This window comes from Halomonas sp. Mc5H-6, from assembly GCF_024124705.1.
GTDB classification, from domain to species: domain Bacteria; phylum Pseudomonadota; class Gammaproteobacteria; order Pseudomonadales; family Halomonadaceae; genus Vreelandella; species Vreelandella subterranea.
In genome coordinates this window covers 25816-41137 of sequence record NZ_JAMXSI010000003.1, presented here as the reverse complement: position 1 = coordinate 41137, position 15322 = coordinate 25816, and the positions used below count along the sequence as shown (strand labels likewise).

Annotated in this window: 12 protein-coding genes; 4 read left to right on the top strand and 8 right to left on the bottom strand. The window is 53.2% G+C overall.

The window, feature by feature from the left end; translation table 11 throughout:
- Positions 1-78: 78 nt before the first annotated feature.
- Positions 79-1182, top strand: coding sequence for a DNA replication/repair protein RecF (recF, locus tag NH395_RS05890; RefSeq protein ID WP_253023139.1), 1104 nt, complete (start codon positions 79-81; stop codon positions 1180-1182).
- A 39-nt stretch (positions 1183-1221) separates the two neighbouring features.
- Positions 1222-3642 (top strand): DNA topoisomerase (ATP-hydrolyzing) subunit B, encoded by a 2421-nt coding sequence (gyrB, locus tag NH395_RS05885; RefSeq protein WP_253023137.1) that lies wholly within the window; start codon positions 1222-1224, stop codon positions 3640-3642.
- Between the two features lie 90 nt (positions 3643-3732).
- On the opposite strand, the gene gmhB is transcribed toward gyrB, so the two are convergent.
- The 3 genes from gmhB to glyQ form a co-directional block, all read right to left on the bottom strand.
- Complete coding sequence (gene gmhB / locus NH395_RS05880) at positions 3733-4290, bottom strand: D-glycero-beta-D-manno-heptose 1,7-bisphosphate 7-phosphatase (protein ID WP_253023135.1); 558 nt, start codon at positions 4288-4290, stop codon at positions 3733-3735.
- Positions 4291-4456: 166 nt separating this feature from the next.
- Entirely contained in the window at positions 4457-6523 is a 2067-nt protein-coding gene (gene glyS, locus NH395_RS05875) for a glycine--tRNA ligase subunit beta (RefSeq protein WP_253023133.1), read from the bottom strand.
- The gene (glyQ, locus tag NH395_RS05870) at positions 6523-7482 is read right to left on the bottom strand and encodes a glycine--tRNA ligase subunit alpha (protein ID WP_066315572.1); all 960 of its coding nucleotides are present in this window, start codon (positions 7480-7482) and stop codon (positions 6523-6525) included. The genes glyS and glyQ overlap by 1 nt, the downstream gene beginning before the upstream one ends.
- A 110-nt stretch (positions 7483-7592) precedes the next feature.
- Between glyQ and rfaD the strand changes: the two genes are divergently transcribed.
- Positions 7593-8549, top strand: coding sequence for an ADP-glyceromanno-heptose 6-epimerase (gene rfaD, locus NH395_RS05865; protein WP_253023131.1), 957 nt, complete (start codon positions 7593-7595; stop codon positions 8547-8549).
- Positions 8542-9585 (top strand): lipopolysaccharide heptosyltransferase II, encoded by a 1044-nt coding sequence (gene waaF, locus NH395_RS05860; RefSeq protein ID WP_253023129.1) that lies wholly within the window; start codon positions 8542-8544, stop codon positions 9583-9585. The genes rfaD and waaF overlap by 8 nt, the downstream gene beginning before the upstream one ends.
- On the opposite strand, the gene NH395_RS05855 is transcribed toward waaF, so the two are convergent.
- The 5 genes from NH395_RS05855 to NH395_RS05835 all read right to left on the bottom strand — a co-directional run bounded on the left by NH395_RS05855 (position 9575) and on the right by NH395_RS05835 (position 15259).
- Positions 9575-11185, bottom strand: a complete 1611-nt coding sequence (locus tag NH395_RS05855) for a sulfatase-like hydrolase/transferase (protein WP_253023652.1) — start codon at positions 11183-11185, stop codon at positions 9575-9577. The genes waaF and NH395_RS05855 overlap by 11 nt on opposite strands.
- A 123-nt stretch (positions 11186-11308) precedes the next feature.
- Entirely contained in the window at positions 11309-12280 is a 972-nt protein-coding gene (locus NH395_RS05850) for a glycosyltransferase family 90 protein (RefSeq protein ID WP_253023128.1), read from the bottom strand.
- Positions 12281-12284: 4 nt separating this feature from the next.
- Complete coding sequence (locus NH395_RS05845) at positions 12285-13322, bottom strand: glycosyltransferase family 4 protein (protein WP_253023126.1); 1038 nt, start codon at positions 13320-13322, stop codon at positions 12285-12287.
- 3 nt (positions 13323-13325) lie between these two features.
- The gene (locus NH395_RS05840) at positions 13326-14108 is read right to left on the bottom strand and encodes a glycosyltransferase family 2 protein (RefSeq protein ID WP_253023124.1); all 783 of its coding nucleotides are present in this window, start codon (positions 14106-14108) and stop codon (positions 13326-13328) included.
- Complete coding sequence (locus NH395_RS05835) at positions 14105-15259, bottom strand: glycosyltransferase (RefSeq protein ID WP_253023122.1); 1155 nt, start codon at positions 15257-15259, stop codon at positions 14105-14107. The genes NH395_RS05840 and NH395_RS05835 overlap by 4 nt, the downstream gene beginning before the upstream one ends.
- Between the last annotated feature and the right edge of the window lie 63 nt (positions 15260-15322).

Genomic DNA, 15322 nt, shown 5'->3' with positions numbered 1-15322 from the left:
TGGCGATAATTTACCGAGTGACGGCGCATATGGGCGCCGTCGCTACGTTTCAGGGCGCACAAAATAAGTGACGGGTGAATGGGTCTTCTTCAGCTTAATTTCGATGGTCTTCGCAACTTGCAGCCTGTGGATATGGCACCGTCGCCCGGTATCAACGTGATTAATGGCGTTAACGGAAGCGGTAAAACAAGCTTGCTGGAAGGCATTCATATCCTGGGCATGGGCAGGTCATTCAGGACACGTCAGCTCAAGCATGCGATTCAAACAGATGCGCCCCACGTAACGCTGTATGGCCGTTTGTCCGGAGAGCCTGATGTTGCACTAGGGGTCCGTCGCTTGCGCGCCTCCAGCGAGCTGGAACTGCGAATCAAGGGTGATAAGAACGCCCGCCTAGCGGATCTGGTGGAAGCCATGCCGCTTCAGCTCATCAATCCTGATGCTTTTCGCCTTTTGGAAGGTTCGCCCTCAGGTCGTCGTGAATTCCTGGACTGGGGTGTGTTTCACGTGAAACATGGTTTTCTCGAAATATGGAAGCGAACGCGTCGAGCGTTGAAACATCGGAATGCCTTGTTGAGGCATGGTATAATAGAGCCTCAGGAGTTTGCCATCTGGGAGCAAGAGTTTGCTAACTGGGGTGAGCAAATAGATACGCTAAGACGGGACTGGTTCGCTGAGTTTCTCCCTGTATTTGAAGAAACCCTCGAATGGCTACTCCCACTACCCGGTTTAACACTTCACTATGCGAGAGGCTGGGATAAAAGAAGATCGTTGGTTGATGTACTGCAGGCTAGCCGTTCAACCGATCAGCAAATGGGCTTTACGCAGCAAGGCCCTCAGCGAGCAGACTTGCGAATCAAGCTTAATAAGCAACCTGCGATTGAAGTTCTTTCCCGAGGCCAACAAAAACTGGTGGTGAGTGCGCTCAAGCTAGCGCAGGGTCGGCTTCTGGAAAGAGCGTCACAGCGGCATTGCATCTATTTGATTGACGACTTGCCCGCCGAGCTAGACAAGTTGCATCGGTTAAGGTTTTGTCAATTACTGGAAGATATGCAGTGCCAAGTATTTATTACCAGCGTCGAACCTGATGCTTTAAGGCAAACATGGCAGGCTCAAACCCATGTAAGGATGTTTCACGTGAAACATGCGGATAATGGATTGAGTCAGTTAATGCCTGAAGGGTAGACGACACGGATAGAGACAGACTTCACGACGGAGTGGTCAATGAGCGAGCAGGCTTACGATTCATCAAGCATCAAGGTGCTCAAGGGGCTGGATGCGGTACGCAAGCGTCCAGGCATGTACATCGGCGATACAGACGACGGCACCGGGCTGCACCACATGGTCTTCGAGTTGGTGGATAACTCCATCGATGAAGCCCTGGCTGGCCACTGCAGCGAAATTCGTGTGGTTATTCACCCTGATGAATCCGTCACGGTCAGCGATAATGGACGCGGTGTGCCTACCGAGATTCACGAAGGTGAAGGCGTATCGGCCGCTGAAGTCATCATGACCGTCCTGCATGCAGGCGGTAAGTTTGACGATAATTCGTATAAGGTTTCCGGGGGCCTCCATGGTGTGGGCGTTTCCGTGGTCAACGCCTTGTCCGAAGAGCTTCGGCTGACGATCTGGCGCCAGGGAGACGTTTTTGAACAGGTTTACCACCACGGTGTTCCCCAAGCTCCCCTCGCCGTTGTGGGCACGACAGAAAAGAGTGGTACGCGAGTGCATTTCCGGCCTTCACCGGAGACGTTCACCAGTATCGAATTCCACTATGATATTCTGGCAAAACGACTAAGAGAGTTGTCCTTCCTGAACTCAGGCGTTGCCATCCGCTTGATGGATGAGCGCAGTGGAAAGGAAGAACTATTCCACTACGAAGGTGGTTTGAAAGCCTTTGTCGACCACCTCAACCAGAATAAAGCCGTGCTTAACCCGGTTTTTCACTTCAACGCGGTTCGTGTAGACGGTATCGAAGTTGAAGTGGCGATGCAGTGGAACGATACCTTTACAGAGAGTATCTTCTGCTACACCAACAATATTCCCCAACGCGATGGCGGGGCGCACTTGGCAGGTTTTCGCGCCTCGTTGACGCGAACGCTCAATCATTACATCGAGGCTGAAGGTCTGCTCAAGAAGGCCAAGGTCAATACCTCGGGTGACGACGCGCGGGAAGGCCTGACTGCCATTATTTCAGTAAAAGTGCCTGACCCGAAGTTCTCTTCACAAACCAAGGACAAGCTGGTTTCTTCGGAAGTGAAGACGGCGGTAGAACAGGAAATGGGCCGTCTGTTTTCTGACTACTTGATCGAGAAACCCAACGAAGCCAAGGCGATCGTCAACAAGATGCTCGACGCAGCGCGGGCGCGCGAAGCGGCACGTAAGGCGCGGGATATGACACGCCGCAAAGGGGCGCTGGATATTGCCGGGTTGCCTGGCAAGCTTGCCGACTGCCAGGAAAAAGACCCCAGTCAGTCAGAGCTGTATCTGGTGGAGGGTGATTCAGCAGGCGGCAGCGCCAAGCAGGGTCGCGATCGCCGCACGCAGGCGATTCTGCCGCTTAAAGGCAAGATACTGAACGTCGAGAAGGCGCGCTTCGACAAGATGCTTTCGTCAGCTGAAGTGGGCACCTTGATAACCGCGCTGGGCTGCGGTATTGGTCGGGAAGAGTTTAACCCCGACAAGCTGCGTTACCAGTCCATCATCATCATGACCGACGCGGATGTCGATGGCTCGCACATTCGAACGCTGCTGCTGACATTCTTTTTCCGTCAGATGCCCGAGCTGATCGAGCGTGGTCATGTGTTTATCGCCCAGCCGCCGCTTTACAAGATCAAGCGTGGCAAGCAGGAGCTTTACCTCAAGGATGAGCAGGCGATGGTGGATTATCTGACGACCACGGCTCTGGACGGTGCCGGGCTTTATGTCAATGCCGATGCACCGGGGATTGCCGGGTCGCAGCTTGAATCGCTGGTTAACCAGTACCGCAATGTGATGAAGCGCATTGACCGTCTTGCACGGGTATACCCTATCGAAGTACTCAAGCAGGCTGTTCACGCCACCGCACTTGAGGGCGAAGCTAGCCTTAAAGATCGCGTTACCATGGAAAACTGGATTGCCGAGTTGCAAAAGGCCATGGATGACATGGTGGCCTACGAAGGCGGTCCGCGTTATCAGTTTTATCTCCATGAAGATACTGAACGTGCTCTTCACCTGCCCGCCGTATCACTCATTGCGCATGGCGTTACGACAGAGTACGTATGGGGGCTGGATTTCTTTGAGAGTGCCGATTACCGAGCCATTGCCGCGCTGGGTGGCACCATCAACGGTCTTCTTGAGGAAGGTGCTTATATCGCTCGTGGCGAGCGCCAGAAGCCGGTTGCCCACTTCTCTGAAGTGCTGGCCTGGTTGATGCAGGAGGGTCAGCGTGGCCTTTCTGTGCAGCGTTACAAGGGCCTTGGTGAGATGAACCCGGAGCAGCTCTGGGATACCACGATGGACCCCGACAGTCGTCGCATGCTGCGCGTCACTATCGAAGACGCGGTGGCGGCTGACATGATGTTCAATACACTGATGGGCGATGAAGTTGAGCCGCGGCGTGACTTTATTGAATCCAATGCGCTGACGGCTAATATCGATATCTAGCCTGTTGTTTCACGTGAAACAGTTATTGCTGGCCTGATTGATGAAAAACGCTGCTCCCGACAAGGGGCAGCGTTTTTTATGGTCGAGGCATTATTTCTTGTGGGTGCATAGCCAATCAGCAAATTCGGCCAGGTCACGATAGATTATGGCCTTCTCCAGGCCTAAATTGTTGCTGAGCGTTTTTTCCCCTTTGCCTGTCCTGACCAGTACCGGGCGACTGCCAACCGCTTCACCTGCCTGAAGATCTCTCAGGCTATCACCGACCATCCAGCTACCCTCCAGGCTTTCAAACGCTAGCTTTTTTTGTATCTCAACAAGCAGACCGGGTAGCGGTTTGCGGCAATCGCAATGATCGTCTGGACCGTGTGGACAGTAGGCGATATGGGCAACTTGGCCGCCTTTGGCAGCTACCAGGCTTTGAAGATGGTCGTGCATGGTTTTCAGCGTCGCTTCATCGTAAAAACCACGGGCAATACCCGATTGGTTAGTGGCAATCGCAACCGTGAAACCCGCGAGGGATAGCTTGGCGATGGCCTCTATAGCGCCGGGTAAGGGCACCCATTCGCTCAATGATTTGATGTAGGCGTCCGAGTCATGGTTGATTACCCCGTCGCGATCGAGAATGACCAACTGGTGAGCATTCTGCATAAGTATCCTTGGATGATGGTGGTGCTTGCGCTTTAGATACAGATTAAAAGCTGATCAATAAAAGCGCGAATGTTTCACGTGAAACAGTGCTGTGGGCATAAAAAAACCCGGCAACCTGCGTGCCGAGCTTTCCGTGTTTCAAGCCGTATCAGTTACCGGGTTGGCGTTATTGAGGCAATTGGGCGATGTCTGCCACTTCAAGGAAAAGTGCCTGAAGGCTGGCAAGCAGCGCAAGACGATTACGGCGAGTTGATTCTTCATCGGCCATCACCATTACCTGATCAAAGAAATTATCCACCGGCTCACGCAAGGTAGCCAACGCATCAAGCGCCTGCTGGTAATCACCAGCGGCAAACAGCGGCGTGACCAGCTGCTGGCTGCTGGTTACCGCCTTGAACAGCGCTTGTTCCGCGGGCTCATGCAGCAGGCTTTGATCGACCAGGGTACTACCATCATGTTCCTGCTTGCTGAGAATATTTGAAACACGCTTATTGGCAGCGGCCAGGGCAGCGGCTTCCTCGCGTTGGGCGAAGGCTTTAACGGCTCGCAGGCGGCGAGCGAAGTCGAGCGGCTTGGTCACCGGGCGGGCGCGAACAGCCAGGTACATTTCGGCGCTGATGCCCTCTTCCTGGCCCCAGGCGCGGAAACGATCCAGCATGTAGGTCAGGACATCATCGACTAACCCTTCTGCCTTGGGGAGGTCCTGGTACTGTTCAGCGGCCACGCCAAGCAACTCCCGAAGATCGAGGTTGAGCTCGCCTTTCACCAGGATGTTCAGCACACCGATAGAGGCGCGACGCAATGCAAAGGGGTCTTTGGCCCCCGTCGGGCGCTGGCCAATACCGAAAATCCCGACCAGGGTGTCGAGACGATCAGCCAGGGCAAGCGCTTTACCTGTCGCACTGTGGGGAATGGCATCGGTCGCAAAGCGGGGCAGGTACTGTTCTTCCAAGGCCTGGGCGACGTCGGCAGGTTCGCCATCCTGCTCGGCATAGTAACGCCCCATGATGCCCTGGAGCTCAGGGAATTCCAGTACCATCTCGGTCACCAGATCACACTTGGCAAGCGCAACGGCGCGTTGGGCATGGGTGACGTCACCGCCAATCCTTTCGGCGATATAGCTGGCGATAGCACTGCTGCGGCGTGCCTTGTCGGCCAGGGTCCCGAGTTGCTGCTGAAAGACCACGCTTTCCAACTGGGGGATGCGCGAAGCCAGAGTACGCTTACGGTCGGTGTCGTAGAAAAACGCCGCATCGGCCAGGCGCGGGCGAATGACCTTTTCATTACCTGAAATCACCTGCTGAGGATCAGCGCTGTCGATGTTCGAGATGGTAATGAAAAGTGGCTTGAGCTTGCCCTGTTCATCCAGAAGATGGAAGTACTTCTGGTTGGCCTTCATGGAGGAGACCAGACATTCGGCGGGCACTTCCAGGAAGCGTTCGTCAAAGCTGCCGGTCAGTGCCACGGGCCACTCAACCAGACCGCTGACTTCTACCAACAGGTCTTCGTCGATCACTGCCTGGGCTTCCTGTACTTCGGCCTCTGCCAGCACCTGCTCGCGGATGCGCTCCCGGCGTTGTTGACGGCCGGCGAGCACAAAGGCGTTTTCCAGTGCATCAAGATAAGCATCGGCATGCTCGAGCTGGATAGCATCCGGGGCGTGGAAGCGATGGCCATAGGTGGTACGGCTGGCTTGCAAGCCAAGTGCCTCGGCGTCGATGACATCGCTGCCGTAAAGGGCCACAAGCCAATGAACCGGACGTGAGAACTCAATCCGCGAGGTGCCCCAGCGCATGTTCTTGGGCACCGGCAGCGCACTGATCGCTTTGCGTAGAATATCGGGCAGTAGCGCCTGCACGCTTTCACCCGGCTGGTGTTCGCGAAAGCCAAGCCAGGTGCCCTTGTCGGTTTCCAGGTGAATCAGCTCATCAACGCTGACACCACAGGAGCGTGCAAAGCCTTCTGCCGCCTTGGTGGGCGCACCTTCTTTGAAGGCGGCTGCCAGGGCGGGGCCACGGCGCTCGACTTCACGGTCAGGCTGCTTGTCGGCGAGGTTTTTGACCTGTACCGCCAGACGGCGGGGGGTCGCATAAGCCGTAACACCCTCAAAGGGAATATCGGCTTCCTGCAGGCCTTTTTCTACCCCAGCCGCGAAGGCATCTGAAAGCGCATCCAGGGCGGTCGGCGGAAGCTCTTCAGCGCCCAGTTCCAGTAGAAGCGTGTCAACAGCCATTATGCGTCTCCCTGATCGGCGAGTAGTTCGTTGCGCAGTGATTCCGGGGCCATGGGGAAACCTTCCGCCTTGCGCGACTCAAAATAGGCAGTGGCGACGTCCCGTGCCATCGTCCGAACGCGTAGAATGAAGCGTTGGCGCTCGGTGACCGAAATGGCGTGACGCGCGTCTAACAAGTTGAACGTATGCGACGCCTTCAGCACCTGTTCATAAGCGGGCAGAGGGAGCCTGGCTGCCAGTAGTTTGCTGCACTCTTTTTCCTGGTGGTCAAAGTTAGCAAACAACTGGTCAACGTCAGCGTGTTCGAAGTTATAGGCGGATTGCTCGCGTTCATTCTGCAGGTAAACGTCGCCGTAGCTGACTTCGCTGCCGTCAGGGGCAATGGCCCAAACCAGGTCATAGACGCTGTCGACGTTTTGCAGGTACATGGCGATGCGCTCAAGCCCGTAGGTCAACTCGCCGGTGACCGGGTAACATTCAATACCGCCGGCCTGCTGGAAATAGGTAAACTGGGTAACTTCCATGCCATTTAGCCATACCTCCCAGCCTAGACCCCAGGCGCCGAGGGTGGGGGATTCCCAGTTGTCCTCAACGAAGCGCACGTCATGGATCAGTGGATCCAGCCCGAGGCGTTTCAATGAGCCAAGGTACAGATCCTGGAGGTTGCTGGGCGATGGCTTCATGACAACCTGAAATTGGTAGTAATGCTGCAGGCGATTGGGGTTTTCGCCGTAGCGGCCATCTGTAGGGCGGCGAGACGGCTGGACATAGGCAGCATTCCAGGTCTCCGGCCCAATGGCGCGCAGGAAGGTGGCGGGGTGAAAAGTGCCTGCACCCACCTCCATATCGAGCGGCTGGAGAATGACACAGCCTTGTTCTGCCCAATACTGTTGCAGCGCAAGGATCAAGCCTTGAAAGGTCGACACATCAGGTGTCGATTGGTTTGTCGAGACACTCATCGCGGAAAGCACCGTTGGCCATGAATTCATAAGCCGTCAAGTATACAATCCCAAGCAGATAGGTTATAGGCGCGTAAGCCAACAGAGCCGCTTTTGGTAAGGAGAATGAAATGATTGTCGTAACAGGCGGTGCCGGTTTTATCGGGGCCAACTTGGTCAAAGCACTGAACGCCCGCGGTCGAAACGATGTGATGGTTGTTGATGATCTGCGTGACGGTACCAAATTTGTCAATTTGGCTGACTGCACGCTGGCGGATTATCTCGATAAGGACGATTTCCTCGCCACGTTAAAAGCAGTATTGCGGGGCGAGAATGTCGATCTACCCAAGATCGATGCTATTTTCCACGAGGGGGCCTGCTCCGATACGACGGAGTGGGACGGTCACTACATGATGGAAAATAACTTCGAGTACTCCAAAGTGCTGCTGAATTACTGCGAGCAGCAGGGAATCCCTTTCTTGTACGCCTCTTCAGCTGCCACCTATGGCGGCAGCGAGGTATTCAAAGAGGTGCCCGAGTGTGAAAAACCGCTTAACGTCTATGGTTACTCCAAACTGCTGTTTGACCAACACGTGCGTGCTCGTTGGGATGAGCTGACGACGCAGGTTGTGGGGTTTCGCTACTTCAATGTGTACGGCCCCAGAGAGCAGCATAAAGGCAAGATGGCCAGTGTGGCCTATCATCACCATCTGCAAATCCGCAATGGTGAAACCCTGAAACTGTTTGGTGCCTATGATGGCTATGAGGCGGGGATGCAAAGCCGCGACTTTGTGTACGTGGGCGATGTAGTGGATGTGAATTTGTGGTTCCTGGATAACCCAGGTGCCTCGGGTATTTTTAACCTGGGTACTGGCCGCGCGGAGCCGTTTAAGGCGATTGGTGAAGCAGTCATCGATTTCTACGCCAAAGGACAAATCGATTACATCGATTTCCCCGAAGAGCTGAAGGGGCGTTACCAAAGCTATACCCGCGCCGATATAAGCAATTTGCGGGAAGCCGGTTGTGACATCGAGTTCAAAACGGTTGCTCAGGGAGTCAAGGCCTATCTGGAGTGGCTAAATGGCTAATTCCGCGATGCGGCTGCTGGTCATCGGGCCTTCCTGGGTGGGCGATATGGTGATGGCCCAGAGCCTGTTCATGACCCTTAAAGCACGTTATCCCAATGCCACCATTGGCGTGGTCGCACCGGCATGGTCACAGCCCATTCTGGAGCGAATGCCTGAAGTGGATGAGGTGCTGCCCCTCGCGGTAGGCCACGGCGAATTTGGTCTTGCCAGTCGCCGCGAACTTGCCAATCGCCTGAAAGGGCGTTTTGATCGGGCGATTGTGCTGCCCCGGTCCTGGAAAGCTGCATTGGTGCCCTTTATGGCACGTATTCCCGAGCGTATCGGCTTTCTTGGAGAGCATCGCTATGGTCTCTTGAAAGAGCGCCGCAAGCTGGATAAGCAAGTACTGGATCAAACCGTGAAGCGGTTTGTCTCGTTAGGCTTGCCGCTTGATGAGGCAACCACAGGGGATTTTGCGATCCCCAAGCCGCGCCTGACCATTGACCGGGACAATCTGGTCAATCTGCGCCTGGCCAATATGCTTTCATCCCGCCCGGCGATAGGCATGATGCCGGGGGCTGAATATGGACCGGCGAAACAGTGGCCACTCGACTATTTTCGTCAATTAGCCCAAAAGCTCATTGCCGATGGCTATGAGATACGTGTGTTTGGCGGCCCCAAAGACCATGAGGGCGCTGACACCATTGTGAAGGGGCTCCCTCAGGCCCACAATCTATGTGGTAAAACGGCTCTGGCGGACGCGGTGGATCTGCTGGCCGACTGTCGCCAGGTCGTGACCAATGATTCGGGTCTTATGCACGTGGCGGCCGCGGTGGGTGTGCGGATACATGCGCTTTATGGTTCTTCTTCGCCGGATTACACACCACCGCTTACCGACAATGCGGTGATTCATTATCTTGGTCTTTCCTGCTCACCGTGTTTTGAGCGTACCTGCCCACTGGGCCATACTAACTGCTTGAATAAGTTACACGTAGCATCTGTCTACCAGGCCATTTTGGCCGACCGGCAGCGTGAAAAAGTGATCGTCAACGCATGATATCGACTTCATCGGTTCGGTCGGCCGGCGTTTCAATCACCTGCTCCTGTGAAGAGGGGCTGGGTTCCTGACGCTGGGGTGCCAGTCCCTCCCACAGACGGTGCTGCAGGGCGGTTTCCTCTCGTAAGTGCTCGTTCAAGGTGTCCAGGCCGTGACGTTCCACCAGGGTTTCTTGATCGCTCAGCAGCGAGACACCCAGCCCCGCACGGTGCCTATCCAATGTGAAGTCGAGAGCCTCAAGAATCGTGGGGAAGGCATCCAGCATGGTGGCGTCTCGCTGAATTCGCTGGGGCGGCAGATGATCACCCAGTAGAATAAAGGTGTTTTCACGGTCCATCGTGGTCAGCTCGTCCCATACCGATACGCGCATGGTGAGATGATCACTCATGATCGCCACGACGGTGTCATCCAGTAACCCTTCATTGTCCAGACGATCAATCAGATCACGTGCCAGCCAGGCCGAACACTTAACTGAGTAAAGGATGTCTTGCTCATCAAAAGGCCCTTGGCGTTCTCGGCAGCGCTGGGCAGGAAATCCGTTGGGGGCATGGCCTGAAATGCTCAGGGTCACAACCCCCCAGGGTCCATCATCTGCCTCGTCAAGGCGGCGAATTTCATCAACCGTCATGTCATATAGGCTGTCATCGTAGATTCCCCAGCTATTGACGTAGTCCGGGTCATCGAGTCGTTGTACGAGCTCTTCCTTACCTTGAACGCTTTGAAACTGATGGCCGCGGTAGAACAAACCTTTGCCGGCAAACTCCGTACTGGCCCCACCCAGGTAGCTGAGTCGGTATCCTTGGGCAGCTAGAATATCGCCCAGGCAATCAATACCGGGAACGACACTCTTCAATGGCTCGAACTGGCTGTCGTGGAGAAGTCCCGCTGGCATTAAGGGAACGCCGCATTGACTGGCGATCATGCCGGCCATGGTCCAGCCCGTATTCTCCATCTGCTGGATACCTTCAAAGACAACGCCCCGTTCACCGAGGCGGTTAAGGTCATCGTAAGCATCGCCAAACTGGGTGGCATCATAAGTGCGCTCGATGCTTTCCAAATAAAGTACAAGCAAGTTAGGGGCTTCTTCCTGATCCGATGTGGGGGGCGCTACATAGCGTTGGTCCAGCCAATCAGCGTTATCGGCCACCACCGCCGCGCTGCGCTGACCCAGGCCGAAAAGTAAAGGGTTACTGGCAAGCAACCCAACCGCCAGGAAGCGCTCTATTAATCGCCAACGTTGATCATGGCGGGACAACCAGGTGACAGAAGCCAATACGGCAAGCATGCTTAGTGTATAAACAACCGCGGTAATCATCTTGCCTGCACCACCGTGTTCAGCCATGCCTGCCTGTAGATGGAAAAAAACAGCCCCCAAGTCGACATTACCGAAGCTGTCTGCCAGGTAGATATAAACACCCCATAGGCTTAACGGCGCAAGTGACCAGGGCCATACTTTGCGGTAACGGGCATTGAGAGGCCGCCCCCAGCGTAACTTTATGCCGATACCTACCCAGGCAACGGCAAACAGGAACAGTGCCCACCAGGGCAGGCGAGTCAGCACGGTGATCGCATAGCCAAGGGTGAGGCCGATCAGAGTGATGGCAATGACGGCTAACCTAGCGTTATTCAGTTTAGTGAAAAAGCGATGATGAATGATGATATTTACCTGATACAAATAGTGAGAAAAAAACTCAAGCAAGATCGATTGACGTTAATAATAGCGTTAATCAGAGAAAAATTGATGGGTACGCTCAAAATATTTTTGCATAATCAATAGCCCAATCAAGCGTTCTTTTTCTGCATTCATAAATTGATCTACATAACGGTTGGCATTGCTAATAATCGCTTTTGCCTCGCAGGGGTTTTCCCGGTAGTAGTTGATTTTATCTTCAAGGTCTGAATAATCATCCTTGAGTAGCACATAGTGATAACCAGGCTGTAACGCACCTTCCATAAACCATGTTTCAAAGCGTGGTCGTCTCATGAAACATAGTGAGTTAGAGGCCATTATCCATTTTAAATTTGTTGCAACATCCTTGCCTTCTATACTCAGTACAAATTTATACTTCAGCTGTTCCGGGACCGACATGAAATGTTTATGCCAAGGCTGGCCAAGCGCATTTTTGTGAATGTCACCCACATTACATAGTGGATGATCGTAAAAGTCTCGAATGAACTGACGCCGATGCTCTTGATGACAAGAGCCACGCCATACTACAAGATCAAGCTTTTCATCATAGCGGTGAGGGTCTTTCACTGTGTAGTAATGACGAACACGATTTAACTTGAGTAAAACAGAATTTTGGTTATGGTCATTAATGGGGCGGCTTTTCACCAGAGTAGGCACGTCGGGTACGGTGGTTACATCACCAAAGCGATGGCAGAAACGTAGTTCAGGCGGGAAATAACGCAATACGCTGAGTAAATCCAAGTAATAAGTGCCACTTTTCTCGCGCTTGAAACTGGATAAACTTATGGCCTGCTCGGGAAGCTCAATGCGACTGTCGAGTTGGTTGCAGTAATTAACACGATAAAGTATTTTTTGTTGCTCATTGTCTGGAAAGCGCTTCAGCTCACGAAGTAGGGTTTTTCGTTGACGCTGAAGAAAAGCCCCGGGAATCAGGCGGTGAAAGGTATGTTGGGCGTAAAAGCGTAGCTTGTGAAGGTTTTTATGTGCTTTCGCAGTCGCAAACATAATCTTAATTCACTATTGATTGATAGAGGCGGCAGTAAGATGCGGCCATTGACTGGGGGCTGTATTGATCCAAATGCTCAGTGGCTCCATGAGCTAACTGTTGACGAAGAGCTGGGTCATCCCGTAACCGAATAATACCTCTCGCCAGCGACTCGGCATCACCGGAGGGGACCAGTAACCCGGTCTGCTCATGCTTGACGATATCGGGTATGCCGCCCACATCAGTGGCGATGACGGGGACGCCTAGCTGCATGACATCCAGAATAACAGAGCCCAAACCCTCATTACGTGACGGAAATGCAAATACATCCAGGCCAGCCAGATAATCAGCAATATTGCGTTTAAATCCCAGCCAGGAGACATTGCCAAGTGATGACGACTCTGTTTTCAATGCTTCAACATCTTGACCATCACCTAAGAAAATAAAGTGTATATCCGGCGCTTGATGTTCAAGCATCTGCGCAGCTTTCAGTAACACTCGCTGACCTTTATGACGATCAACCACGGCGCCTGCGTGGCCTACCAAAAATTTATTCGTAAAATCCTCACGAAAGCGATTGGCGACCTCAAGAGTAGGCGACAAGCGGGAATAGGCACTCGGTATCAACGTTACGTTACCCCATTGGCTGTCTTCCAGATGGCATTTTATAACCTGGGAAAGGGCGACTCTGGCGGATGCATGTGAGTAACTTTGCTGGTTAAGCCACTTTCGCTTAACAGGCGCATCAACACGACGAGTAATTAAATAGGGTGTGCCTTTTAAACAATAGTGTAAATAGGCCCAATGAACGCCTTTTGCGTCGTGGGCATGTATCAGCTGAGTGTCGCCGAGATGAAAGTGCCCTGCCAACTGATGATCGGCTGTCTGAAACTTGAGTTTCTCGACACCATGCAGGTGTTGGCGCATGGGAGAGTCGTGACGGCAAACAAGTGTTTGTGAAAGGTCGTTGGATGACTGTTCTGCCAAGGTCTTGATCAATATCTCAGTTTGGCGTTCGCCGCCACGAAATCCGCGTGCCAAATTGACATGAGTAATGTGCATTGCTCACCAAACCTTATTAAAATCTTCCGCTTCAAGCACCTTGGGGTCGCGTTGATATTCGAGTAGCTTGGCATACTTCAAATAGCTATTGAGCCCTGCACTGATTGCAACGGTCATGCCATCAACCCCGCCCAAAAAGCCGCGTTGGAATACATATTTACGCACAAATGCATTCAGGCCATGTGCAAAGGGTGAGAGAGCGTTCGCCCGTTTTCCTTTCTGGAACATGATTTTGGCCGCGCGACCGCTGAAATTCCGCCCTGGTTTGGCAAATAGCTGCCCCAGGTTATCAAATGAGTGATGTACCATATCGGCATCAAGTCGCCTTGGATTGGCGGCGATGACTTTTGCGTGCTGTTTGACATCCGCAAAGCGCGCATGGTGATGGTTGTAGAGTCGAATACAGTAATCTGGATACCAGCCGCAGACCCGGATCCAGCGTGAACCAATCATGTTGCGTCGGCGAAAGGCAAAGGCGTCGTGTTCGGTTGCCGCAAGGTCGAGCTGACGAATCGCTGTGACCATCTCTGGAGTAAGGCGTTCATCAGCGTCCAGACTCAGAACCCAGTCATACTTGACATGTTCAAGTGCGATATTTTTCTGAATGCCGTCCCCCAGGTATGCCTGGTGTACCACTCTGGCACCCAGTTCTGACGCAATCGACACCGTTTTATCTTGGCTGCCTGAATCCACTACGACAACGTCATCACAAACCTGACGAGCGGAAGCAATACAGTCCGCAATATTGGCTTCTTCGTTAAAGGCAATAATATTAGCCGATATCATGAAACAGACATCTCTTGCAAAAAGGCAGAAGTAATATGGGCTGGAGAAAAACGTTCCAGCCAACGTTCATCAATAGCGTAGCCGTCAGCTTCAATAATGCCATCAACACGGGCTGCTAACGCCTCCGGCGTCATTTCACAAAGGTAAGCTTCCAACTCGCCTGTCATGATATCACGTACCCCACCTGGACAATCGACCGAGACAACGGGGGTTTGGCAGGCCAGTGCTTCGAGCAGGACGATACCAAGACCTTCATGTGCCGAACTCAGGATAAATAAACGGGCATGATGCATCCATGGGTAAGGGTTTAATTGGGGGCCTGCGAAAGTGACGTTCTCACCAATCCCAAGCTCAACGGCGAGCGCCTCCAGCTCTTTTCGAAGAGGTCCCTCACCTACAATTACGAGCGGGAGAGAGGTTTGCATCTTGGCATATGCTCGCAGTAGTAGGTCATGGTTCTTCTGCGGTACCAGGCGGGCTACATTGAGTAAATAAGGGGAGGTTGGCCGCTCCGGAAAGTCATCTTTCATGGCCTGCTGGATAGCCGCTAAAGGGCATGGGTTCGTTATGGTTCTCAACGATAGTGGCGATGTCCTTAGCGCCTGCATCGTTGTCGCAATTTGTGCTTCGACCCCATGAGAGACGGTAATTAGGTGTTTGTTATGAAACAGGCAGCGTGCTTTAAGTCGCTCCAGCCAGGCATCGTGGCCTAATGTTGGCTTGACGATATTTTCCAGAACGTAACAGGCGCGGGTGTCTTGGAAAGACCAAACCGCTTCGAAGGTACCAATACCGCGAAAGATAATCCGATCGAAAGAGCCATGTTGGCGCTCCAGGCGGCTTATTTCGCGCTGAAACAGTTTTCCGCCCCACCAGCCAGCTAATAAAAAATAGCTTTTGCGTAACACGCTATTAAGTAGACGTGCGGCGATCTCGACGATACCGCCTATCCCTGATGTCCACATGGCACGTGAAAGCTCGAAATGATGAACATTGACGCGTTCATTGTTTGGTTCCAACTGGGGCGGGCGCGATTTGAAATACATCAAGTGACTCTCATGCCCCTGTTCGCCAAAACTGTCTGCAAGGTTGACCGCTACTCGCTCCATACCACCAATTTTTAACGTACGAACGACAATTAATACCTTCATGAAGGTGAATCCTTTTGGTATGGCGGAAGTTGCATAACAGGGCTGTATTCGGAGCGGCTGGCC